Annotated in this window: 20 protein-coding genes and 2 pseudogenes; 5 read left to right on the forward strand and 17 right to left on the reverse strand. The window is 58.8% G+C overall.

Annotation, left to right across the window (positions count from 1 at the left end):
* Positions 1-35: 35 nt before the first annotated feature.
* Positions 36-1574: an IS3 family transposase gene (locus DIE06_RS24270; protein ID WP_124663550.1), complete on the forward strand. Its 1539-nt coding sequence runs from the start codon at positions 36-38 to the stop codon at positions 1572-1574.
* On the opposite strand, the gene DIE06_RS24275 is transcribed toward DIE06_RS24270, so the two are convergent.
* The 10 genes and pseudogenes from DIE06_RS24275 to DIE06_RS39595 form a co-directional block, all read right to left on the reverse strand.
* Positions 1563-2111: a DDE-type integrase/transposase/recombinase gene (locus DIE06_RS24275; protein WP_185733466.1), complete on the reverse strand. Its 549-nt coding sequence runs from the start codon at positions 2109-2111 to the stop codon at positions 1563-1565. The genes DIE06_RS24270 and DIE06_RS24275 overlap by 12 nt on opposite strands.
* Positions 2101-2472: pseudogene (locus tag DIE06_RS24280) on the reverse strand (transposase); the annotation flags it as partial. The gene DIE06_RS24275 and the pseudogene DIE06_RS24280, both read right to left, overlap by 11 nt.
* Positions 2473-3067: 595 nt before the next feature.
* Positions 3068-4189: a branched-chain amino acid ABC transporter substrate-binding protein gene (locus DIE06_RS24285; protein WP_124663552.1), complete on the reverse strand. Its 1122-nt coding sequence runs from the start codon at positions 4187-4189 to the stop codon at positions 3068-3070.
* Positions 4190-4350: 161 nt separating this feature from the next.
* On the reverse strand, positions 4351-5334 hold the full coding sequence (locus tag DIE06_RS24290) for an aldo/keto reductase (RefSeq protein WP_124663553.1): 984 nt from the start codon (positions 5332-5334) through the stop codon (positions 4351-4353).
* A 133-nt stretch (positions 5335-5467) separates the two neighbouring features.
* Entirely contained in the window at positions 5468-6391 is a 924-nt protein-coding gene (locus DIE06_RS24295) for a DMT family transporter (protein ID WP_124663554.1), read from the reverse strand.
* Positions 6392-6477: 86 nt separating this feature from the next.
* A complete protein-coding gene (locus tag DIE06_RS24300; protein ID WP_124663555.1) occupies positions 6478-8556 on the reverse strand; it encodes a molybdopterin-dependent oxidoreductase in 2079 nt (692 codons plus the stop codon).
* 186 nt (positions 8557-8742) lie between these two features.
* Positions 8743-9618 carry a diaminopimelate epimerase gene (dapF, locus tag DIE06_RS24305; protein ID WP_124663556.1) on the reverse strand — a complete coding sequence of 292 codons (876 nt, stop codon included), beginning with the start codon at positions 9616-9618 and terminating at the stop codon, positions 8743-8745.
* Between the two features lie 36 nt (positions 9619-9654).
* A complete protein-coding gene (locus DIE06_RS24310; protein ID WP_124663557.1) occupies positions 9655-10350 on the reverse strand; it encodes a 2OG-Fe dioxygenase family protein in 696 nt (231 codons plus the stop codon).
* A 10-nt stretch (positions 10351-10360) separates the two neighbouring features.
* Positions 10361-11434 carry an iron-containing redox enzyme family protein gene (locus DIE06_RS24315; RefSeq protein ID WP_124663558.1) on the reverse strand — a complete coding sequence of 358 codons (1074 nt, stop codon included), beginning with the start codon at positions 11432-11434 and terminating at the stop codon, positions 10361-10363.
* Between the two features lie 74 nt (positions 11435-11508).
* On the reverse strand, positions 11509-12615 hold the full coding sequence (locus DIE06_RS39595; RefSeq protein WP_124663559.1) for a fatty acid desaturase: 1107 nt from the start codon (positions 12613-12615) through the stop codon (positions 11509-11511).
* Between the two features lie 868 nt (positions 12616-13483).
* On the opposite strand from DIE06_RS39595, the gene DIE06_RS24325 reads away from it, so the two are divergent.
* The 4 genes and pseudogenes from DIE06_RS24325 (at position 13484) to DIE06_RS24340 (ending at position 16402) form a co-directional block, all read left to right on the forward strand.
* A complete protein-coding gene (locus tag DIE06_RS24325; RefSeq protein WP_260433763.1) occupies positions 13484-14161 on the forward strand; it encodes a LuxR family transcriptional regulator in 678 nt (225 codons plus the stop codon).
* Between the two features lie 131 nt (positions 14162-14292).
* Positions 14293-15176 (forward strand): annotated as a pseudogene (locus tag DIE06_RS24330) (IS3 family transposase); the annotation flags it as partial.
* Positions 15177-15426: 250 nt separating this feature from the next.
* Positions 15427-16044 (forward strand): LysE family translocator, encoded by a 618-nt coding sequence (locus DIE06_RS24335; RefSeq protein WP_124663561.1) that lies wholly within the window; start codon positions 15427-15429, stop codon positions 16042-16044.
* Positions 16045-16153: 109 nt separating this feature from the next.
* Positions 16154-16402, forward strand: coding sequence for a hypothetical protein (locus DIE06_RS24340; RefSeq protein WP_124663562.1), 249 nt, complete (start codon positions 16154-16156; stop codon positions 16400-16402).
* A 123-nt stretch (positions 16403-16525) separates the two neighbouring features.
* Here DIE06_RS24340 and DIE06_RS24345 read toward each other — a convergent pair whose 3' ends face one another.
* The 7 genes from DIE06_RS24345 to pobA all read right to left on the reverse strand — a co-directional run bounded on the left by DIE06_RS24345 (position 16526) and on the right by pobA (position 23518).
* A complete protein-coding gene (locus DIE06_RS24345; RefSeq protein WP_124663563.1) occupies positions 16526-17884 on the reverse strand; it encodes an MFS transporter in 1359 nt (452 codons plus the stop codon).
* A 221-nt stretch (positions 17885-18105) separates the two neighbouring features.
* Positions 18106-18492, reverse strand: a complete 387-nt coding sequence (pcaC, locus tag DIE06_RS24350) for a 4-carboxymuconolactone decarboxylase (RefSeq protein ID WP_006749282.1) — start codon at positions 18490-18492, stop codon at positions 18106-18108.
* Between the two features lie 10 nt (positions 18493-18502).
* On the reverse strand, positions 18503-19288 hold the full coding sequence (gene pcaD / locus DIE06_RS24355) for a 3-oxoadipate enol-lactonase (RefSeq protein ID WP_124663564.1): 786 nt from the start codon (positions 19286-19288) through the stop codon (positions 18503-18505).
* Positions 19289-19302: 14 nt separating this feature from the next.
* Complete coding sequence (locus DIE06_RS24360; protein ID WP_124663565.1) at positions 19303-20661, reverse strand: 3-carboxy-cis,cis-muconate cycloisomerase; 1359 nt, start codon at positions 20659-20661, stop codon at positions 19303-19305.
* Positions 20662-20748: 87 nt separating this feature from the next.
* The gene (locus tag DIE06_RS24365) at positions 20749-21405 is read right to left on the reverse strand and encodes a CoA transferase subunit B (RefSeq protein WP_124663566.1); all 657 of its coding nucleotides are present in this window, start codon (positions 21403-21405) and stop codon (positions 20749-20751) included.
* Between the two features lie 19 nt (positions 21406-21424).
* Complete coding sequence (locus DIE06_RS24370) at positions 21425-22141, reverse strand: 3-oxoacid CoA-transferase subunit A (protein WP_124663567.1); 717 nt, start codon at positions 22139-22141, stop codon at positions 21425-21427.
* 144 nt (positions 22142-22285) lie between these two features.
* The gene (gene pobA / locus DIE06_RS24375) at positions 22286-23518 is read right to left on the reverse strand and encodes a 4-hydroxybenzoate 3-monooxygenase (protein ID WP_124663568.1); all 1233 of its coding nucleotides are present in this window, start codon (positions 23516-23518) and stop codon (positions 22286-22288) included.
* Positions 23519-23609 lie beyond the last annotated feature (91 nt).

Raw genomic sequence — 23609 nt, forward strand, 5'->3', positions numbered from 1 at the left:
GCGGACAAAATCTTGGACTACTTTGGAGGTAGTCCATGTATTCATACGAAGAGCGTGTTCGGGCGGTCGAGCTGTACCTGAAGCTCGGGAAGCGCATCAAGGCAACCATCCGCCAGTTGGGTTACCCGACGAAGAATTCTCTCAAGGCGTGGTGTGACGAATTCGAAAAGAGTGGCGATCTGCAGAAGGGGTATGTTCGCGTAAAGCCGAAGTACTCAGAGGAGCAGAAGAACTCGGCACTCGAGCATTACGTCAACCACGGGCGCTGCATTACCTTCACCCTCAGGGCATTGGGCTATCCCTGTCGCGAGATACTGTCGAAGTGGGTTCGTGAGCGCTATCCGGAAACCAAGAAATGCGTGGTTAGCAAGGCGGGCAGACCGGCCGTGTCATTGGCGTCCAAGCAGGCCGCAGTGTACGAACTGTGCACACGGGAAGGAAGTGCACAGGCGGTGGCGCGAAAGCTGGGCGTCGACAGGGTGACACTGTACAACTGGAAGAACCAGTTACTCGGCCGAGAGGCTCCTGCATCCATGAAACGCGACAAGGGCTCACCCGCAGAGACAAATCGGGACGAACTGAAGCGACAGGTCGAAGAGCTCCGGCGCGACATTCGCAATCTGCAGCTTGAACACGACCTGTTGAAGAAGGCGAATGAACTCCTAAAAAAAGACCTGGGCGTCGACCTGCCGCTCCTGAGCAACCGGGAGAAGACGACGCTGGTTGACGCCCTTAGAGAAGAATACGGTTTGACTGAACTGCTTGTGCGGTTGGACTTGGCGCGCAGCTCCTATTTCTACCATCGGTCGCCCATACGGGTCGCCGACAAATATGCCGAAGTCCGCCGCACCGTTGCAGAGATATTCGAGGACAATCACCGATCATACGGCTATCGTCGGGTGCAGGCAGCGCTCAGCAGGCAACGGGTGTTTCTATCAGAGAAAGTCGTGCGTCGCCTCATGAAACAAGGCGGCCTCTACGCAGCCAGGCCCAAGCGGCGCCGGTATCGTTCTTATGTTGGGGAAATTAGTCCGGCCCAAGATAACATCATCAATCGCGATTTCCACGCCACCGCCCCCAACGAAAAGTGGCTGACGGATATCTCCGAGTTCCACATCCCTGCGGGGAAGGTATATCTATCACCCATGATCGACTGCTTCGATGGCATGGTCGTCAGTTGGTCGATTGGTACGAGCCCTGACGCAGAACTCGTGAATACCATGCTGGATGCCGCTATCGAGACTGTGACCGAGGGCGATGAGAAGCCCATTGTGCATTCCGACCGAGGTGGTCACTATCGCTGGCCTGGTTGGCTGTCCCGGATTGCGAACGCCAGCCTCATTCGATCCATGTCGCGCAAAGCCTGCTCACCAGACAATGCGGCCTGCGAAGGCTTCTTCGGAAGGCTGAAGACCGAAATGTTTTACCCTGGCAATTGGCGTTCGACGACCATCGCGGAATTCGTTGAGGCACTGGATGCCTATATCCGCTGGTATAACGAAAAACGGATCAAGGGCTCCCTCGGCTATCTCAGCCCCATCGAGTACCGTGAAAGCCTTGGGTTAACAACGTAAATCAGTCCAAGAAAATAGCCGCATCCCCGTGTCAGTTTTCAGTCGGCGTTGACAGCCATGTTCGTGCGCCCATGCAACGAGCGCCTTGCTGACGAACTCTGGCCCGTTGTCGACCTGAATCAGATTAGGCTGCCGTCCCCGCTGACGTAGCTGCTCCAGCACGCGCGCGACCCGAACGCCCGTCAGCGAGAAGTCGACCTCGATGTGCGGGCACTCGCGATTCCACGCGTCGATGATGGTCAACATGCGAATACGTCGGCCATGCACCAACGCGTCAGCAACAAAGTCCATCGCCCAGCTTTCGTCTGCGCCGTTAGGCGTCGGCATCACCACGCGCAGATGACTCGGGCGCTTCTTTCGCCGTTTCAGGCGAAGCGACAGACCTTCTGCGCGGTACAACCGCTCAGTCCGCTTGTGGTTCTGGACCAAGCCCTCCCGGCGCAGCAAGACATGCAGGCGCGGCGAGCCAAACCGTGGTCGCTCCTGTGCCAGCTCGCGCAGCCGCTGCCGCACTTCGTGGTCGACGTCAGGTGGCACTGGCCGTCGGAACGTCCGGCGATTCAGGCCAACGAGCGCGCACGCCCGGCGCTCCGAATAGTCGTGCTGCTCCATCACCTGCTGCACGACTTCCCGGCGCTGCGCGGGCGAACTCACTTTTTCCGAGAACGTCCTTCAGAACCTGGATGTCCAGCGCCTGGTCCGCCACCAACCGCTTGAGTCGCTGGTTTTCCTCCTCCAACTGCCGCAATCGCCGTGCTTCCGACACATCCATGCCGCCGTAGCGGCTACGCCAGTTATAGAACGTCGCATCCGATATGCCGTGCTTGCGGCACAAGTCTGCGACCTTCATGCCGGCATCGGCTTCCTTCAGCACCCCGATAATCTGCTCTTCGCTGAACCGCGACTTCTTCGTGACAAGGTTTCTCCTGCGGCCTTGCCACTAACTTTACCGTGGGATACTTCAGAGGGGGAAGGTCAACTCCATCACCGTACGAGCAGGGAAATATCGAGCTAGATCATCTAGCTTAGGTAGAGATGCGGCGGATTTTTCGTGAATCCCGGCCGACCGTCTCAATTATCGCAATATCTACGGACCGAGGTGAGCACGAGACCGGTCGCTCCCCTTATGCGCGGGGAGTAAGTTATGTGTGAATGAGTGGATATTTCGAACCGGCGGGCCGGCGAGTCACGCTGGTCACAAACCCGGCCCCACTGGCGCATGCACGGCCCACCATGCACGAAATTGGCGGCAGCAGTAAGAGCGAGCTGGCACGTCTCACGGCGGTCACACATGTTTCATCCCACTCAACATGGGCGGTGCCAAGACAGTGTCGCCGGCACCGCCCGGACGCCAGGACCAGTCGATGTGAAGATTCAGTTTTCGTAGGGCCACGGGACGCATCACCGACACAGCTGCCATCGCAGGTGCCATGGCGAGTTTGGACAGCGGCCTCCTTGAGAGGTGAACAAGCTCACGACTCTCGCGAAAGCGTTTATTCCCTGTATGGTGTGGGCAATCCGTTTCGGATAACGTAGACGGTCGTCGGCGCGCCCTTCAGATCCCCGTTGGCATCGAACGAATAGTTGGCCGCGACTCCCTTGTAATTTCCCTTCGCGAGCTGGGCGGAGATCTTCGCTTTGTCGGTTATCGTCCCTGCCTTGACCATCGCGTCAGCAAGCATCTTGATGCCGTCGTAGTAGTTCACACCATACACCTGCGTATCGGCGTGGTACGTATCGTAGTATTTCTTCAGGAACTCTCGCCCAGACTGCGTCTTATCGAGCGAGAGGCCCCCTTGCGCGCAGTACACAATCGATGCCGCATCGCCCGCAACCTTGCCCATGTCAGCCGAGCAGATGCCGTCGCCACCGAGCAACTTCGCCCGCAATCCTCGCTGCTTCATTTGCTTCGCCATCGGCGCACCTTGGGCCGCATAGCCACCGAAGAAGATCACGTCGGGGTTTTTTGCTTTGATGGCAGTCAGGATGCCAAGGAAATCTGTCGCGGAAGCGTTCGTAAACTGCTGGTCGACGATTTGCAAATGGTTCGCCTTTGCGACAGCCGTGAACTGCTCGGCGATTCCCTGGCCATAGGCGGTGCGGTCGTCGATAATCGCAGCAGTTTTGGCCTTCAGCGTATTCGCTGCGAACGTGGCCATCGTGCCGCCGAGCTGCTCGTCGCTTGCCCCGATCCGGAAAATGTTCTTGAATCCCTGTTTCGTAAGCGACGGATTGGACGCGACGGGTAACATCGGCACACCCGCACCGTTATAGATCCTTGATGCCGGAATCGCGACTCCGGAATTGTAGGGCCCGAAAACCGCGACGACGCCCTTGTCGATTAGATTTTGAGCGACCTGAACTCCCGTTTTCGGATCCGCCTGATCATCCTCGGAAATCAGTTTGAACGTGACAGTCTGTCCGTTGACCTTGATCTGCTGGTTGTTCAGTTCATCAATCGCAAGACGTGCACCATTTTCGTTGTCCTTTCCGTTTGCCGCCTGGGGACCAGTAAGCGGAGCGGAATGCCCAATTAGGACGACCTGCTGTGCGTGCGCTGCCGTGGTAGCGCCGATTGCAGACCAGACTGCTATTGTAGAGAGGAGTTGACGCATGATTTATTTAAAAATTGATTTAAGGAAATGTTAACGTCGATTTTAGCGTCTTGAAATCAAGAAGATGAGAAATGCGACATTTGAGTGAGATATTTTGATTTCGGGTTCCACAATCAACAAAGATAGACGTTCGGGTCATGAACGTTGTTGGACTGTAGGGATTACCAGCGCGCGTGCACGAGCGGTTTGATGCGTACGTTGTAGATTTCTTGGACCGCCGCCATGACGTCAGCTGACAGTGGCAACAAATCGGAAGCGCCAATGTTTTCCATGACCTGCGAGGGCTTACGTCCACCGGGTATCACGCAGGTCACTGCCTCATTCATCAGGATCCAGCGCAGCGCCCACTGTGCCATCGTGGTTGATACAGGTACCAATTGAGTTAGCTCCTGAACGACGTCGACTGCTACGTCGTAGGCTACCCCGGAAAATGTGTCACCTGGGTCGAAGGCCTCACCGTGTTGGTTATAAGCGCGATGATCACGAGCGTCGAACCGAGTGTCCTTGGTTAGCTTTCCAGTAAGCAATCCAGATGAAAGTGGAAGACGAGCCATCACCCCAACTCCACGCCGTCGAGCCTCGGCCAGAAACAGGTCGTTTGGGCGTTGGCGAAAGATGTTGTAAACAACTTGTACTGACTGAACGACCGGAAAATCGATGGCTTTGAGCCCTTCCTCGACTCGATTAACACTCACGCCGGCGAACCGAATTTTGCCAATGCGTATCAAATCCTCAAGTGTTCCAAACACCTCGGGTCGGTAGTAAACGTCCGTCGGAGGCGAATGGAGTTGAAGGAGATCTATCACGTCGACGTTCAAGTTTTGCAGGCTTCTGTCAACGAACGCCAGGAGGTTCGTGCGGTTATAGCCGTCAGCAACATGGGGATCCAGTCGCAACCCTGCCTTGGTCGCGACATAGAATGGTTCGTGACGTTCTCGCCTGAGTGCACCGATGAGGCGCTCACTCCGCCCGTCTCCATAGACATCAGCCGTATCAAAGAAATTGACGCCACAATCGAGCGCGGTGTGCAACGTCCGCATGGCCTCGCGATCGTCAACCGCGCCCCAGGAACCGCCGATTGCCCAGGCGCCAAAGCTGACGGTGGAGACACTCCATCCGGTACGTCCCAGAGTTCGATATTTCATGGCAGGGATTCTTCCTATATTGAAAGCCGCTTAACACACGTCGTTGTCGGTGAACCACGAAATTTGGTCTCCTCACAGCGACCAACACGAACGCCCGTACGATAAATCAATACGCTCGAATTCGCGCGGTACCTTACGGACGTGCGGCGGCGACGCGTACTGGATTTTCCGCTTCGCGAGAGGCGCGTTGCCGACCGACCTGAAGCATCGCAATACTGGCAAGAATCAAGCCAATCGCCGCCACTTCGAACATATCGATGCGTTCACCGCTTGCCCATCCAATCAGCACTGCCACGGTCGGCGTAATATATGTTGCACCTGAAGCGGAAACCGCACCAAGTTCCTGCAGCAGAAAGTAATAGAGCAAGAAAGCACCGCCTGTTCCCAAGATTCCCAGTCCGACCACGACGCCGGCGGTTGCTCGCCAATCTTGCAGTATGTGTCCCATTCCGGAGTAATTCGTTAGTAGTGCGAGTATGAGAAGCGCCAAACCCATCTGCCATGTAACTAATGCCAATGGCGGAAGATTAAAAGGCGAAAGAAAAATGCGCACATAGACGTACGACAACCCGAGGATAATTGATGCCGCCAGCATCCATGCAACGCCAGTGAGATCGATGGAGCTGCCCGGTCCTTCCCAAGGCCGTGCAATTAAGATGATGCCGACAAAACCCACAACAACTCCAGCGGACATCAATCCATTTAGTTTCTCCGTTCGAAGCAGTAGCAGCGAGAAGATCGCGGTAAAAATCGCGATAGATCCCCCCAGAACGCCAGCGACTCCGGATGGAAGCAGTGCCGTACCTTTTACGATGGCAACATAGTAGAAGGCCGTCGCCACCGCCGCCATGACAAAGAAGTGTGGCAAATGCCGAATCTGGCTTCGATTGATTACTCCCTTACTCCAAGCCATCATTGCCAACGGAAGGAACCCGAAGAGCACACGTAGAAAAGCAATCTGCATGGGGCTGATGTGCTCCGAGGCCCATTTCATGTAGATAAAGTTCGACCCCCAAAATATCCCGAGAAAAACAAATGCAAATTTTATAAATTTCATACCCCCTCCCAACGATAAGAGTAGTCGTTTACGAGAACGCACATCGTCCGACACTGGCAAGAAAAACCATGTTACAAAAACAAAATTTAGTCTGCGCCATCAAGATCGACCGGATATTCCTCGATATCCACACGATTATCGCCAAAAACCGATCCACCACCCATGTCGGCATCTCGCTCGTCAACCGTAGCGTTAAGATTTGAACCTCCCGTCGATTTTGGCCACGCACCTTTCGTAGCGGAGAGCACGCCTGGGCGAACACGGTCGCTCACGGTTAGTTGGGCAACGAACCAGCCGCGTTCATTGAAGACGCGGACCTGCTGGCCGGTTTCGAGGCCTCGCATCGACGCATCGTCTGGGTGGATCAATACCTGTGAACCACCCGCTTGCTGAACCAGCGTTGGATGGTTAGCAAATGTTGAATTCAATATGTAGTGCGACGCCCCACTGACCAATGCGAACGGATAGGTCCGAGCCAACTCAGCATTCAGAACTTCTTTCGGGCGAGTGAAGCCCGGGAGTGGATCATGGCCATCGCCTGCCGCACGCGCGGAGAAGAACTCAAGCTTCCCTGATGCAGTAGGAAATCCGTTCAAATACGGTACGAACGGATTGGGATAGTTCAGTCTCATCCAACCTTGCTTGCGGAGTTGCGTCAGGGTGATATGTGCCGACGAGCGATGATCGGTGTCCAGCAACTGTTCAGCCAATGCGTCGTCCGAGTCGTAGAGAGCGGGCTCACGAAGCCCCATACGCTTTGCGAGTCGTCGAAATGTTTCGGTTGTCGAAAGACATTCACCAGGAGGCGCAACGGCCGGTTCATTCCACGCTATGCACAGGTGTCCGTAGCCGTCATGCAAGTCAGCATGCTCGGTTTGCATGGTCGCGGGCAACACGATATCGGCGTAGTCGGCAGTATCGGTTTGAAAGTGATCCATTACGACCGTAAACAAATCCTCACGTGCCAAACCGCGCCGAATTTTTTCCTGATGCGGCGAACTTGCGAGGGGGTTCGCTCCGTATACGAAGAGCCCCATGACAGGCGGCTCACGCACATCGAGCAGACCTTCGCCAAGACGCGTCATTGATAGACTCCGGACCGGGCGCTCGAGTAGGTCATCGCGGTACAGCGCTGCGCGATTGCCTCCGAAATAGCCATCGGTGGAATACATCAGGCCACCGCCGGGGCGCCCCCAGTCACCCGTCACGCCGCCTATGCAAGCGAGCGTCCGGAGCGTCATTCCGCCACCGCTATGCCGTTGGACACCCTGCCCAGCCTTGATCGCGGTCGGACGCGAGTGTGCGATACGCGTCGCGAGCTCCACAATACGCCGCTGCTCGATGCCGGTAATCGCGGCAACCCGTTCGGGTGGGAACTCTAGGATTCTCTCGCGGAACGCCTCCCAGCCCAGAGTTCGCTGCGAGATGTAGCTTCGATCCTCACACCCGAGCTGCACAATGACATAGAGCAGTCCCATTGCCAAAGCGGCATCGGTACCCGGCAACGGCGCGAAATGTTCATCGGCCTGCTGGGCCGTACGGGTTGCAACCGGATCGACAACGACAACGTGCGCGCCGTCGCGTCGTGCTTCCTTGATAAAATGCCACGGGTGATGGCCCGACGTAAGTGTGTTGGTTCCCCAGAGAATGATCAGCTTGGCGTGAGCCAATGCTTCCGGGTCGATGCCACGGGGCGACCCCGTAACATATTCATGTCCGACCAATCCCGCGATTGAGCATATCGTCAAGTCATGCCTTGAGGCGCCTAATACGTTCCACAGGCGACTGCCCGCACGACCTTGAAGCCCCTGCAGGTATCCAAGCGTGCCAGTGCCTTGATACGGCCAGATTGCCTCACCCCCATGACGAGCGATGATTGCTTCAAAACGCTCCGCAATTTCATCGAGGGCCTCGTTCCAGCTAATTCTCGCAAATGCACCGCTGCCTTTCTCGCCATTCCTTCGTAGCGGATAGAGCAAACGATCGGACGCCCTTGTATGTTCTAGATACTTGTTGACTTTGGCGCACAACACTCCGCGTGTGATGGGGTGGTCCGATACCCCTTCCAGGTTGACCGCCAGTCCGTCGCGCACCGTTACGCGCCAGGCGCAGCCGTCGGGGCAGTCTAATGGACAAGCACCCACAACTGTCTTTCTATTCTGCATTGTCAACGACCATGTTCAGTTGATATCGCGCGACCAATCGCGGCACATTGCTGTCCCATTCAAATATCAGTGTCAGCCTCTTTTTTCAAAAAAAATACGATGACCACTTCACAACATGGCGACCACTTAAGATGTCATAAACCTGAAAGCGTCGTACGTTTAAAATTCCTAAAGATTAAAAATAATCTATATCGAGACGTGGATGTTCCCCGCATTCGATAGCAATTGTCGTTTGAACGAAGGAGCAAGCGTTCCTTCAGCGACTTTGCAGACGTTAGCAGTCAAAAACAGGGTGTCGGACGAATGCAAGACAGAAACATCGCCGCCAGGCATACGCACGGTCACTTCGGCATCCACATAGCCAAGACGATGAGCGACACATGCAATCGCGCATGCACTACTTCCCGACGCCAACGTATATCCAGACCCACGCTCCCAGATCTGCGCATATAAATGCTTCCGGTCCAGCACCTGCACCAACTGCACGTTGGCGCCCTCCGGTAGCAGAGGGGAATTGCTGACCAGCGGACCAATCCGAGAGACTCGCTCTTGTGACGCCTCGCTATCGAATATCACGCAATGTGGATTTCCGTTGTTAACACAACTGACACGGAAAACCTCTTCGCCCACCCGAAGCTGCTCGTCGATGATCTCTCTTCTAGGGCCCGTAGCCGGGACATGCTCGCTGTCGAATGTGAACGGCCCCAATTCAACCGTAAAAATTCCGGCATCGAAATCGATGACTTTCAAACGATTTTCTCCTGCCACTGTCCGCAAGGAAAATTCCGTCGAACTCAGGTAACCCTGGTCAAGTAGGTAATGGGCAAATATGCGCAGGCCGTTGCCGCTTCTTCCGCATTCGCTGCCATCAGAGTTGAAGATCTGAAGGCGTATCGTGTCCCGATCGATGAATGGCCCAAAGATTACGCCGTCTGCACCGATGCCTTGGCGCCGATTACAAAGTTCACGGACTGTTCGCGACGTAATGGGCATCGATGCCTGCGAAGGATCGACGACGAGGTAGTCATTACCTTGTGCCTCGTATTTCACAAAGTCATACATGGTTCCCTCGCCTGATGATCACATGGGGTGCATTTCTCATTTGCCTTCAGATAAGGCTTCTCGCTCGAACTCGTCTCCATACCATCGTTCCGACCAGCGAGAATACGAGATGATCAACGTATCCCGGTATGCTGGTTTCTCCTCGTCAACGGCCTCAATGTCGCTCACGTAATGCCACAGATTGCGATCGTTCAGTACCACTCCCTTTCCAGCAGGCAGCGTTGCCGTGTAGAACGGGGTTTCCTTGTCGGCGTCCGGCCTAAGGGTCATTTCGGCACCGGTGATGTTGCACCGATCATAGACGCCGATGAAAACAAACTCGTGTCCGTCCTTGTGCGGTCCTTCCGGGACGATGACGCCCTGCAACTCGCCTTTTTTGACGAAGATTCGGGTTTGGTGCACGTTGATCTGCCAGTCCTCACGTGTGTCGAGAGGCGCCGCCCTGGTCGCAAGTCGCATAATCTCGGTGAAGTCGGCGACAATTGGCTCATATTCTCGTCTGATGCCACCCGCAACACTGTTGAATTTCGAATAGGCGATATAGGCCCTGTGCGGAAGACGCTCGAAATTCCAGTCATCCCCCTGACGAGTCAAGCGATATTGTGCGAAACGTCGATATCGATTCTTGACAGGGACGTATAAATCCAGCCCAAGATTTTCGAAGCTCGATTTTGTTTTGCCGTCAAGGGACGGGAGATCCAGAACAACAAAGTCTTGATTATTTAAGGTCATTTCCAACTCGCTAGGTTTGTGATGAGTCGTTCAAACTGACAGCACGGGACATCAAAGCGTCAAGATAGCGCGCGGACGTGTTGAGTCGAACTAACGCGCCTATCGCAATATCTCGACCAATCCGTGAATCACGATCAACTACGGGACGAATGACGTTCCTGAACCATCCTGCAGCATGACCTGCATCGACGCTCACGTGAAGTTCATGATATTGCAGCCCTTTGGACGATAGCCCAAGTCGGCGCCAAGCTGAAACCAGGCTTCGAAATCGACGCGGAGCGAGATACTCAGTGACGCCGAAGTAGCCAATTGCCTTGTAGTAATGTCTGCGGCTAAAGGCGAAAGCTGCAGACAAGTTTCCGCATACCTTCGCTTCGAGGAGGTAGTTCTCTTGAATGTATTGATCTGTTATCGCAAGTTCGCCCAGCGCCTGCGCAAAGAGCACTGAGTGCATGTGGTAGATATTTCCGTTTCCCATCTCATCCCAGTAGTTGGCGGCCAGCTCCATCTTTTCTTCGCCTCTTGCACCGAGCTGAATAAGGGCGAGAATATCGTCGAAGCGAGGATCCAGAGATGTTTCTTGGGCAAGAAGATACTTTATATCGTCCGAAGTGCCATGGCGCGGAAGATACGAACTATAATATTGGTGATTACTCGCTCCATGTCGAGCTATCAGTGCCTTGAGCCAGAACACATATTCGTCACCGTCTGACGGATATTCTTCGATATGATTGCTCGCGAGATCAATCTCGTCATTTATGACTGATTGCTCAAAGATAGACGCCACGTCACGTAGAATTGGTTCTGTATTGCATTCGGTATTCGTAATGTCTGGCGTAGAAAACTCCCGATCGTATATAATTTCGAGAATCTCGTGGATGATTTTCTTGCTGCACATTCCCTCGGCCCCTGGCGCGTGGGCTCGACGGACCAGATCGTAGCAATCATCCGAAAGCTTCTTGCGAAAGGAGTAGTCACGGTTGACAGATCTCCACGCGGCGACGTCCATTTCGTGAATTTGATCCAGAAACGACTCAATACCAACTGGGAATAGATAATCTTTGGACTTAAGAAGTGTTGACATCCTTACAACTCCGTTTGTCTGATCTCTCGTGACGCCAGGGGCGTCCTTTTGTGCGGCTGCAAATCTACGACTTGCTATTTCGAACCGGTGACACACAAAGTCGTAGAGCAGGCCTTGATATGGTCAATGAGCGAACCCCATGCCTCTGTATATGGTCCATGCTTATCTTGGCCAGCATTCGAAACTAGCTGAAACCTCGCAAACTTCGCATTTGCCCAATCTGACATCGGCTGCCGATGATGGAGATCATGTTGTGGTTCGTCGCCGACCAGCACAAAAACACGATAAGGAACATAAATAAATACGACGCGCATCCACCAGACGGTCCATAATCTCAATCGTTCATGAAATGCCGCGTGAGAAGTGAAGGGGACGCGTTCGCCACAGAATCGGCCGAAGCACACTTCTGCGAGGTTCCTCTCCCTGTCTTGCCGTTCTGGCGGCCACCGGTGTTCCGTGAGAATATTCAACAACATTGATATCTGGAAGAGGACGACAATCGGAAATATCCACAGCACAATCCAATAGATCCAAATGTGGAAAATACTCAGTACGCAAGCAACGATGCATGCATATATCAAGGACGCAGCTAGCTTGAATGCAGATCCAGAGAAACTTGATCGAACACGCTCAAAAAAAATCAAAGCATGGTAGCGAGGCGAAAATGATGTTCTCACTATCCGCCTAAATACAGATTCAATCGGCATTCCAGCGTGAAATCCCCATTCATTCAGGAAGCGCGTATCAGGATCTTCGGAGAGCCGTGTCGCACGATGATGCGTTGTATGATCCAGTTTAAAATCTGCGTACGAATGCGTCCAAAACAGACTGGATATCAATTCCGCGACCAACTTGTTTGCGGATCTACTCCGACTGAAGATGTGGTGGGTACAAGAATGCTCGATCACCACGTATAGCGTGCGCGTCCCACCGACAGTCAGGAGCCATGAGACGGGCAGCAGGACAACGCCCCAATACAAAAAATGTAAGGCAGCGATTCCAGTGAGAACACCGGTTAGAATCTCGACGATGGTGCACGTAAGCAAACTCCAAGATGACCAAAGAAACAATGGTGATTGCCCAGCGAGTGGCACTCCGGTCAACCATGTCAAAAATGGCTGCAAAACCTTCGGCAAGACCGCCATCGATTCTCGAGGGCTTACATGCACGGCACGAGACATATATTCTCCGTTTCATCATGCTCAATGGAATCGAGCGGCCCATGCGGACTACGTGCGTTGCGACGTGTAGCACGAAAAATTCGGCTCGATACTCGACGAGTTATATGGAACGCTTAGCAAGTGTTTCCGGCGAGTGTCCTTCTTCGATATTTTTCAATCGGACATATCGTGCCCCGGCTAAGCTTGGCGCCATTTCAAGATAAGGAGCTTAGCACCCTGGTTCAATTACGGTCCGTCACTGACATTAAATCTTGTATTTGGTCGCCAAAAAAGCTGCCCGAACGGGCAGGATCGAACCACTTCGCGCCTCAACTGGGACACTGTTCACCGGTACAAATGCCGGTAACCGCCAACACCGTACCATCGCGCTCGATCGGAATGACTTGCCGTCTACCACTACCGGCGCTGCGCAACGACAATAATGCCAAACTACGTGTCTCGTCGCTGCATGCGAGGCGATCGGCCGGATATTGTTCACCAACTAACAGCCGGGAACGACCGGCACGCTAAAAATAGCCGCTATTCGCAACGAAGCTAATGTGTGCCCTTTCGGACCCCGCGGAATGGTGCTTGGCGTCAATGTTCAATCTTCACGGCGTTTTTGTTCTAGCAGCGGAATTTAGGTGTTGGTCTACTAGCGGCCGATCGTCGCCTGCGGCTAGAGAGTCATGGAACTGCAAGAAACGACCTCTTTATTTCTCGGTCGCCAGAAGATCTGAACCTTGTCAAGTCGAATGGAGTGCGGTGTGTATCAGCCAAACAAAACAACTCTGTTTCATGCGTTTGTTATCCTACTGTCATTGGCAACGTCGTCGGGCATATAGAGGCGGATATGCTCGAGTGGAGAGAAACATATCTTGAATGGCTAATGACGGCAAAGTCCGAGACCGAGATATTCAGTCGGCTGGTCGCCGCAGTTCACGAACTGGGATTTGAGCACTGCTTGTTCGGCGTCCGTATACCAATCCCGGTCAGCGACCCGCAATTCTCGTTCCAATCGGATTATCCGGACGCGTGGATTGCGCGCTATGTAGACGACAACTATTTTGCTAACGATCCTACAGTCCGACACGCGCTTACCCACTCGTTTCCGTTGATCTGGAGCGCAGACGGCCAAACGCAGAACGTCGAGTTCTGGCAGGAAGCCGCGTCCTATGGATTGCGCCACGGGTGCTGCATGCCCACTAGGAGCCGCATAGGCATGGCCGGGTTTTTGACGATGACACGCTCGACCGAAGCGGTTGATGAACATGAACTGTCGGATAAAGGTTATCGGATGTCATGGCTCGCGACCGCTGTCGGCGGTGTCTTAAGTGAGTATCATCTTTCGCGGCGGACTCCCGAATATGTCGTCGAGCTTACGCTACGTGAACGTGAAACTTTGAAATGGTCTGCGGCGGGAAAAACGTACGCAGAAATCAGCAAAATCATGCTCATAGACGAGCGAACTGTAAAATTCCATCTTGTCAACACATTGCGCAAACTTAATGCATTAAATAAGACAGAGGCCGCGGTCAAGGCTGCGATTTTGGGATTGTTGTTTTAATTTTTGAAAAATATAATCAAACGGCAAAATTGGTCTGCAGCCGGTATCAAACGAATTCGTATCACTCGCATTGAGGCCAGCCGGAAAAAATGGAAGCCAACGTTTCGTAAAATCGAGAAACGGAGGCATGAATGAATCGGATTCCAAGAGCGGTCTATACGAAGGAGCTTCGCGACGAAGCGGTCACGCTAGCGTTGACTGAAGGTGTTGGGGTATCGGAAGCTTCCCGGCGGCTGTCGATCCCGATCAAGACGCTGGCGAACTGGGTGCGCGCGGCGAAGGCCGGCAAGCTGAAAGATGTCGGTCGGCACCAGAAGCCACTGACGGAAATGGAAGTCGAGCTGGCGCAAGTCAAGCGTGAATTAGCCGAGGTCAAAATGGAGCGCGATCTCCTAAAAAAATTCGCAACGTACTTCGCGAAGGAGTCGCGGTGAAGTACGGCGTGATTGAACACATGCGACGGGATTATCCGGTGCCGCCGATGTGCCGCGTGCTGGGCGTATCGGTGAGCGGGTACTATGCGTGGCGCAATCGCAAGCCATCCGAAAGAACGCAACAGGAGCCTCGCCTGGAAGCAGAGGTGCTCGCGGCCCATCAGCGAACCCGGGAAAGTTTCGGGCCCGAACGCCTGCAGCAACATCTCGAGGAACGTGGCGTGCGAATCGGCGTGCATCGGATCAGGCGGCTGCGCAGAAAACTGGGGCTGCGCTGCAAGCAGAAGCGCCGGTTCAAGGCCACCACGAATTCGAGGCACGACCTGCCTATCGCGCCGAATCTGCTGAACCAGGATTTCTCGGTGACGGCGCCCAATCAAGCCTGGTGCGGTGACATCACCTATATCGCGACAGAGGACTGGCTGTATCTTGCCGGCCTGAAGGATCTATACAGCGGTGAAATCGTTGGCTACGCGATGAGCAAAGCCTCGGACGTGAACCTGCGGTTGAGCGCCTTCCACGGGATCGCAGCGACACGATGGTGCCGATCAAACATTGCGCTAATGTCATCCTCGGACAAATATCCTTCGATCATCTTTCATCAAAACTCATAGAGAGCATCCCGCAGTCGAGGAATTCAGTCCTTTATTCAAAGACAACTTATTGAGACTACGGACATCTTTTCTGAGAGACAACAACACCCGTTCCGCCCTCTCCCGTCCTCTCCCTCCCCCGTACCGGCAACCGCCCGCCAAACTGTACCGGTACTGTACCGACAACCGTCGCTACACTGACTCCATCCCAGTCTCGAACACGAATGGAGAATCCACGATGGAATTCCTCACCTTGAGCGCGTTGCCCGCCGGCATGCTGTTCGCGCTCGTCACGTCGATCACGCCCGGCCCGAACAACACGATGCTGCTCGCGTCCGGCGTCAATTTCGGTTTCCGCCGCACGATGCCGCACCTGTTCGGCATCAGCATCGGCGTCGCGATCCTGATGCTGTGCGTCGGCTTCGGTCTCGGCGAAGCCTTCCGTCGCGTGCCGGTCCTGTACACGGTCCTCGAAGTCGCGAGCGTTGCGTACCTGCTGTACCTCGCATGGCGGATCGGCACGTCCGGCGAGGTGAAGGCGCAAGGCGCCAAGCCGCGGCCGATGACGTTCATCGAAGCCGCCGCGTTCCAGTGGGTCAATCCGAAGGCCTGGATGATGGTCCTGACCGCCGCGACGACGATCCGCCTGTCCGCCGACTACGGGATGAACGCCGCGTGGATGGCCGTCGTGTTCATCCTGATCGGCTTTCCGTGCATCAGCCTGTGGGCCGCGTGCGGCCAGGGCCTGCGCCGCTTCCTGTCGAACCGCCGCGCGCTGCGCATCTTCAACGTGACGATGGCCGTGCTGCTGATCCTGTCGCTGTATCCGCTGGTCGCGCATCTGCTGCCGCGGTAAGCGCTCACAAGCGCCCCGTTGAGCTTCATGCGATGCAGGCGTACCCTTTTGGTACGGGCGCGTACAACCGCTTCGGCGGTTGCACCGCTGCGCTGCATGGAGAGAGCCGATGAAGCCACTGCTGAAAGCCGGCGAACACATCGAGGGCATGCACTGGATCGCCGAGTACCATCCGCTGACGCACGAGATCCGCGTGCTGCGCGAGGACATCGAGATCGGCACCTACTGCGCGCCGCCGACGATGTTCGGCGAAGAAGAGGACATGGGCGCCGCGAACCTCGCCGATCATCGCAGCCGGGAGGCCGCGCTGCGCGCGTATCTGCGCAACTTCGTCAAGGAACACGACGCGGAGGAATAGCGGCGCGACGGCCGCAATGGCGACGGGCCGCCGAAGCGGCCCGGTCTGCTGTTGCGTGTCAGCCGTCTTGCGGCCCACCGCGGCACATGGAGGGCCGGCGCATCGCCGCGGCCCCGCTCCCGCTCAATGCCCGAGCGACTCGATCTTGCCGCCCGGCTGCGCAACGCCGTGCGGCCGCGCTGCCTGCTTGATCAGCAACGCGAGGCATGCGAGCAGGCCCGCGACCGCGATGGTCGCGAACACGCCCGCGAACGAGAAGTGCCGGCGCGTCAGTTCGGCGACGAGGAACGACCCGGCGATCCCGCCGAAACGGCCGACACCCAGCATCCACGCCACGCCCGTGCCCCGGCCCTCGGTCGGATAGAACGCGGCGGCGAGCGCCGGCATCGACGATTGCGCGGTGTTCATCAGCACGCCGGCGATGAACACGACCAGCACGAGCAATCCGACGCTCCCCGCAGCCTGCCCGATCGCATACACGCTGATCGCGGTCAGCGCATAGCACACGGCAATCACGCGATTCGCGTTGAAGTGGTCCATCAGCACGCCGCACAGCACCGCGCCGACGCCGCCGAGCGGAAACAGCGCGGAAATCAGCGTCGCGCTCTTCGGCGTGAGACCGGCATCCTTCAGCAGGATCGGCATCCAGTTGATCGACGCGTAGAAGATCACAAGGCCCATGAAGTATGCGAGCCACAGCATCACCGAGCCGACGATGTACGAGCGCGACAGCACGACGCCGATGCCCTTGCCGCCCGTCTGCGGCGCGGATTCGGTCATCGCGAACGAGCCGGCGTTCAGCGCGTCGCGCGAGATCCGTGCGAGCGTCGCGCGGATCCGGTCGATGCTGCGGCCCTGCGCGACCATGAAGCGCACCGATTCGGGCATCTTCAGCAGCAACAGCACGCCGAGCAGCAGCGGTGTCACGCCGCCGAGCATCAGCACGCTGCGCCAGCCGAAATGCGGAATCATCCACGCGGCGAGAAAGCCGCCGAACGCGGCGCCGAGCGGGAAGCCGCAGAACATCAGGTTGATCACGGTCGCGCGGCGCTTGTCCGGGCAGAACTCGCCCATCATCGTGACCGCGTTCGGCATCGCGGCGCCCAACCCGACGCCGGTAATGAAACGCAGGATCGTCAGGTGTCCGATGGTGTTCGAGAACGCGGACGCGAAACACGCGACGCCGAACAGGAACACCGAGCCGAGCAGCAGCGAACGGCGCCCGAGCCGGTCGGACAGCGGGCCCGACACGAGCGCGCCGCACGCAAGGCCGAACAGCGCGGCGCTCAGCACGGGGGCGAGATCGGGTTTGGTGAGGTTCCATTCGCCGAGCAGCGACGGCGCGATGAAGCCGATCGCGGCCGTATCGAAGCCGTCGAGCAGCACGATCACGAAACACATCAGGAACACGAGCCACTGGAAGCCGCCGAACGGCTGCTCGTTGATGAAGGTCTGGACATCGACCACGGGTGTGCGATTCATCGCTAGTCTCCTTGTGAGCCGAAGCGGGCACGTTGGCGCTTGCTCCGGTCCCGTCCAACATTGATATAGGCAAGAAGCGCGGCCTCGTGGCCGCGCCTTTTCTTCGTTCACGCGCCGATTCGCTGCCGGCGCGTTCGTACATCGTCTACGGCTCGCCAGCCTCAGCGGGCCGCGCGATCGGGTCACGTCCGGCGCGCGCCGGACGTGTCATTCAGCCGCACCTAGGCGGCCCCATCCTGTTCCTTGAAGATCTTGTCCGCGAGATGGAACGCGGAATTCGCAGCCGGCACGCCGCAGTAGATCGCGGTCTGCAGCAGCACTTCCTTGATCTCGTCGCGCGTCACGCCGTTGTTGCGCGCGGCGCGCAGGTGCAGCGCGAGTTCCTCGCCGCGGTTCAGCGCGACCATCATCGCGATGGTCAGCAGGCTGCGCGTGTGGCGCGGCAGGCCGTCGCGCGTCCAGATCTCGCCCCACGCATAGCGCGTGATCAGGTTCTGGAATTCGTCGGTCACCTCGGTGCGGTTCTCGATCGAACGGTCGACGTGCGCGTCGCCGAGCACCGCGCGACGCACCTTCATCCCTGCTTCATAACGTTGCTGGTCGTCCATCGTCGATGCCTCACGCGGTCAGGAAGTCGAGCAGCGCGCGGTTGAAACCGTCGGTGCACTCGATGTTCGAAATATGCGCGGCGTCGAATTCGACGTGACGCGCGCCGGGAATCGCGGCAGCCAGCGCACGGCCCTGGTCGGGCGGCGTCGACATGTCCTTCGCACCGGTCACGACGAGCACCGGCAGCGCGATGCCCTTCACTTCCTCGCGCAGGTCGGCCGCGTTCAGCGCGTCGCAGTTCGCCGCGTAACCGTCCTTGTCGGTATGCACGAAGGTGTCGCGGATCGCATCGAACAGGCGCGGCTCGCGTTCGACGAACGCGTCGGTGAACCAGCGCGGCAGCACGGCGTCGGCAAGCGCGGCCATCCCCTCGGCGCGCGCCTTCTGCGCACGCGGCGCCCACACTTCCGGCGAGCCGATCTTCGCGGCGGTGTTCGCCAGCACGGCGCGCACGATGCGCGACGGGAAGCGCGCGGCGAGCGCGGCGCCGGTCAGGCCGCCCATCGAGATCCCGCAGAAATGCGCGCGCTCGATGCCGACGTGATCGAGCAGGCCGATCACGTCGCCCGCGAGCTGGTCGACCGTATACGAGCCGGCCGGCGCCTCGGAATGACCGTGGCCGCGCGTGTCGTAGCGCAGGATGTTGAAGTGCTGCGTGAGCGGGCGAATCTGCGGCGCCCACATCTGCAGGTCGGCGCCGAGCGAGTTCGAGAAGACGAGCCACGGCGCGTCGTCGCGCGTGGTACGGTCGATCCGGTAATGCAGTTTCACGCCGTTGACAGTGGCGAAGGGCATCAATGTTCTCCTGGTTATTGCGCGCCCGCGTGCAGCGCGAGCACGGCGTCGACGTAGGCCTGCGCCTCGCCGACGTAATGTGCGGGATCGAGCAGCCGCGCGAGCGCGTCGCGCGACAGGTGGGCGGATACGGTCAGATCGGCGGCGAGCACGTCGAACAGCGTCGCGCCGGTGCGCACGGCTTCCTTCGACGCATGCTCGACGACATGATGCGCATCGAGCCGGCCGATCCGGTCGCCGAGCGCGAGCATCACGGCTTCGCCGAGGATCAGCCCGTGCGTCAGGTCGAGGTTCGCGGCGAGGCGTTCGGTGTTCACGTCGAGGCCCGCGACGATCTGCTCGATCTGCGCAAGCGCGCCGCCGGTCAGGCGCGCGAGGTCGGGCAGCGCGTCCCATTCGGCCTGCCAGCCGCCGAGCGCGCGCTCGTGCTCCTGGACCATCCCTGCGAACACGGTCGCGACGAGGTTCGGCGCGCGCACCGCGGCGGTCAGCACGGCCGCGCAGCCGACCGGGTTGCGCTTGTGCGGCATCGTCGACGAGCCGCCCTTGCCGGCGGCCGCCGGTTCGCCGAGCTCGCCGACTTCGGTCTGCATCTGCAGCGACACGTCGCGGGCAATCTTGCCGAGCGTGCCGGTCAGCATCCCGAAGCACGACGCGGCTTCCGCGATGCGGTCGCGCTGCGTATGCCACGGCACGGCCGGCACCGCGAGCTTCAGGTCGGCCGCGAGCGCGGCGGTCACGCCGCCCGCCTGCTCGCGCAGGCTCGCCAGCGTGCCGGCGGCGCCGCCGAACTGCAGCACCAGCGTGCGCGCGCGCAATTCGGCGAAGCGCGCGCGATGACGCAGCAGCGCATCGAGCCATTGGGCAAACTTGAGGCCGAGGGTGATCGGCAGCGCCTGCTGCAGCCACGTGCGGCCGATCATCGGCGTCGCGCGATGCGTGCGCGCGAGCGCCGCGAGCGACGCGCACGCTTCGTCGAGCAGCGGCTCGAGCACGTCGAGCGTGTCGCGCAGCTGCAGCACGGTCGCGGTATCGATGATGTCCTGGCTCGTCGCGCCCCAGTGCACGAACTTCGCGGCCTCGGGGTCGTCGGCCTTCACTTGCGCGGTCAGCTGCTTGACGAGCGGAATCGCGAGATTGCCGCCGAGCGCCGCGCCGTGCGCGAGCGCGTCGGCGTCGAGCCGATCGGCGTCGCATGCGCGTTCGATCGGCGCGACCGCCGATGCGGGAATCACCTGCTGCGCGGCGAGCGCGCGCGCGAGCGCGGCTTCGACGTCGAGCATCCGCTGAATCGTCGCGCGGGGCGACCAGATCCGGTTGAGCGGCTCGGTGCCGCAGATGAGGGAGGTCAGGCGGGCGCTGTCTTCGAGCATGGCATCAGATTGGGAAACGGCGTGCGCCTATTGTCTACCCAAGCGTGCCGGCGTGCGCGGGTTTGCGCGCGCCGGCACGCTTGCCGTTCAGGCCGCGGCCTTGCGCGTCGCGTCGATCAGCGGCACGCCGGTCAGCTTCTCCAGTTCGTCGAACGACAGGTCGGTGAAGATCTCGCTCACCGCAAGGCCGTCGGCCGTCACGTCGAGCACGGCGAGATCGGTATAGATGCGGCTCACGCACTGCACGCCGGTGACCGGATACGAGCACTGCGCGACGATCTTGCTCTCGCCCTGCTTCGTCAGGTGTTCCATCATCACGAACACCTGCTTCGCACCGATCGCGAGGTCCATCGCGCCGCCAACGGCCGGAATCGCATCGGGCGCGCCCGTATGCCAGTTCGCGAGGTCGCCGTTCGCCGACACCTGGAACGCGCCGAGTACACAGTAGTCGAGGTGGCCGCCGCGCATCATCGCGAACGAATCCGAGTGGTGGAAATACGCGCCGCCGGTGAGCAGCGTCACGTGCTGCTTGCCGGCGTTGATCAGCTCGTCGTCTTCCTCGCCGGGCGCGGGCGCCGGGCCCATGCCGAGCAGGCCGTTCTCGCTGTGCAGGAAGATTTCCTTGGCTCGATCGAGGTGGTTCGCCACCAGCGTCGGCACGCCGATGCCGAGGTTCACGTACGCGCCTTCGGGGATGTCCTGGGCGACGCGCTTGGCCATTTCATCGCGGGTCAGTCGTTTCATGTCGGGTCTCCTCTGGCGGTCAGGCGGCTTGGGATGCGGCACGTTCGGCGGCCAGCTCGGCCTCATGCGCGGCCTGCGGCACTTCGACGACACGCTGCACGAAAATGCCCGGCGTCACGATGTGTTCCGGGTTCAGCCCGCCGAGCGGCACGACTTCCGACACCTGCACGATCGCGACCTTCGCGGCGCTGGCCATGATCGGCCCGAAGTTGCGCGCGGTCTTGCGATACACGAGGTTGCCCCAGCGGTCGCCCTTGTACGCCTTCACCAGCGCGAAATCGGCGTGGATCGGCGTCTCGAACACATACGACTTGCCGTCGATCACGCGCGTTTCCTTGCCTTCCGCGAGCTTCGTGCCGAAGCCCGTCGGCGTGAAGAAGCCGCCGATGCCGGCACCCGCCGCGCGGATCCGCTCCGCGAGGTTGCCCTGCGGCACGAGCTCCAGCTCGATCTCGCCCGCGCGGTACAGCGCGTCGAACACCTGCGAGTCACTCTGGCGCGGGAACGAGCAGATGATCTTGCGCACCCGCTTCGCCTTGAGCAGCGCCGCGAGGCCCGTCTCGCCGTTGCCCGCGTTGTTGTTGACGATCGTCAGGCCGCGCGCGCCCTGCTCGATCAGCGCGTCGATCAGCTCGGACGGCATGCCTGCCGTGCCGAAGCCGCCGATCATGATGGTCGCGCCGTCGTGGACGTCCGCGACCGCCGATTGAAGCGATTCGAAAATCTTGTTGACCATGTCTCTTCCTGATACGAACCCGCGGCACGATGCGCGGCCTGTCGAGGGGACACGCGCGTGTCGCGTGCCGCGCCGGAGGCCGTTGTCGACCTTCGGTATTTGTTCGCTATTCGAACCTAGATTCGATTAGCGAACGATGGCCGATCATAGAGTCGTGCACAGCGCGTTGTCAAGGCGGGATCCCTCGGGGGTCGTCTGGTCGTCGAACGGCAGGCCGACGTAGTTTTCGGCCAGCGACTGCGCGGCGGCCCGCGAGCGCGTCACATACTTCAGCTCGGCAAACTTCAGGCGATTGACGAACGGCGAGTCGTCCGGCGACGCATGCAGCATGTTCGTCATGAAGTACGAGAAATGCTCGGCGCGCCACACGCGTTCGAGACAGGTCGCCGAATAGCGCTCGAGCGGCGTCGCGTCGCCGTTGCGGTAGCGCGCGCCGAGCGCGCGGGACAGCACGCGGACGTCGGCCACCGCGAGGTTCATCCCCTTCGCGCCGGTCGGCGGCACGATGTGCGCGGCGTCGCCGGCGAGGAACAGGCGGCCGTGCTGCATCGTCTCCGACACGAAGCTGCGCATCGGCGTCACGCTCTTCTGCGTGATCCGGCCCTCGGTCAGCGTCCAGCCGGTGTCGTTCGAGAAGCGCGTGTGCAGTTCGTCCCAGATCCGCGCGTCGGACCATTCGGCGAGGTCTTCGTCGGGCTTGCACTGCAGGTAGAGGCGCGTGACCGTCGGCGAGCGCATCGAGAACAGCGCGAAGCCGTTGTCGTGATGCGCGTAGACGAGCTCGTCGAGCGACGGCGCCGCGTCGGCGAGGATGCCGAGCCACGCGAACGGGTAGACGCGCTCGAACGTGTTCAGCCGCTCGGCGGGAATCGTCTGCCGCGCGACGCCGTGGAAGCCGTCGCAACCGGCGATGTAGTCGCAGTCGATGCGGTCCGCGCGGCCGTCCGCGTGCTTGAACGTGACGAACGGGTGCTCGCTTTCGACGTCGTGCAGCGCGACGTCGCTGACTTCGAAGTGCATCGCGTGGCCATGCGCGTCGCCGGCCGCGATCAGGTCGCGCACGACTTCATGCTGGCTGTAGACGGTGATCGCGCGACCGCCGGTGAGCGCGCTCAGGTCGATGCGGTGGCGCTGGCCGGAGAACAGCAGCTCGATGCCGTGATGTTCGAGCCCTTCGCGGCGCATCCGCTCGCCGAGGCCGGCTTCGTTCAGCGTGTCGACGGTGCCCTGTTCCAGCACGCCGGCACGGATGCGGTTCTCGCAGTATTCGCGCGAACGCGCTTCGACGAGGATGGCATCGACGCCTTGCAGGCGCAGCAGATGGGAAAGCAAAAGGCCGGACGGACCGGCGCCGATGATGGCGACCTGGGTGCGCATTGTTCGTCTCCTGAACAGTAATTCGAATCGTGGAACACATTTGAGCGCTTTCCCGACTATGCAGCAACGCGATTCAGGAGATATGTTGTAT

The organism is Burkholderia sp. Bp8998 (assembly GCF_003854235.1).
Classification (GTDB): domain Bacteria; phylum Pseudomonadota; class Gammaproteobacteria; order Burkholderiales; family Burkholderiaceae; genus Burkholderia.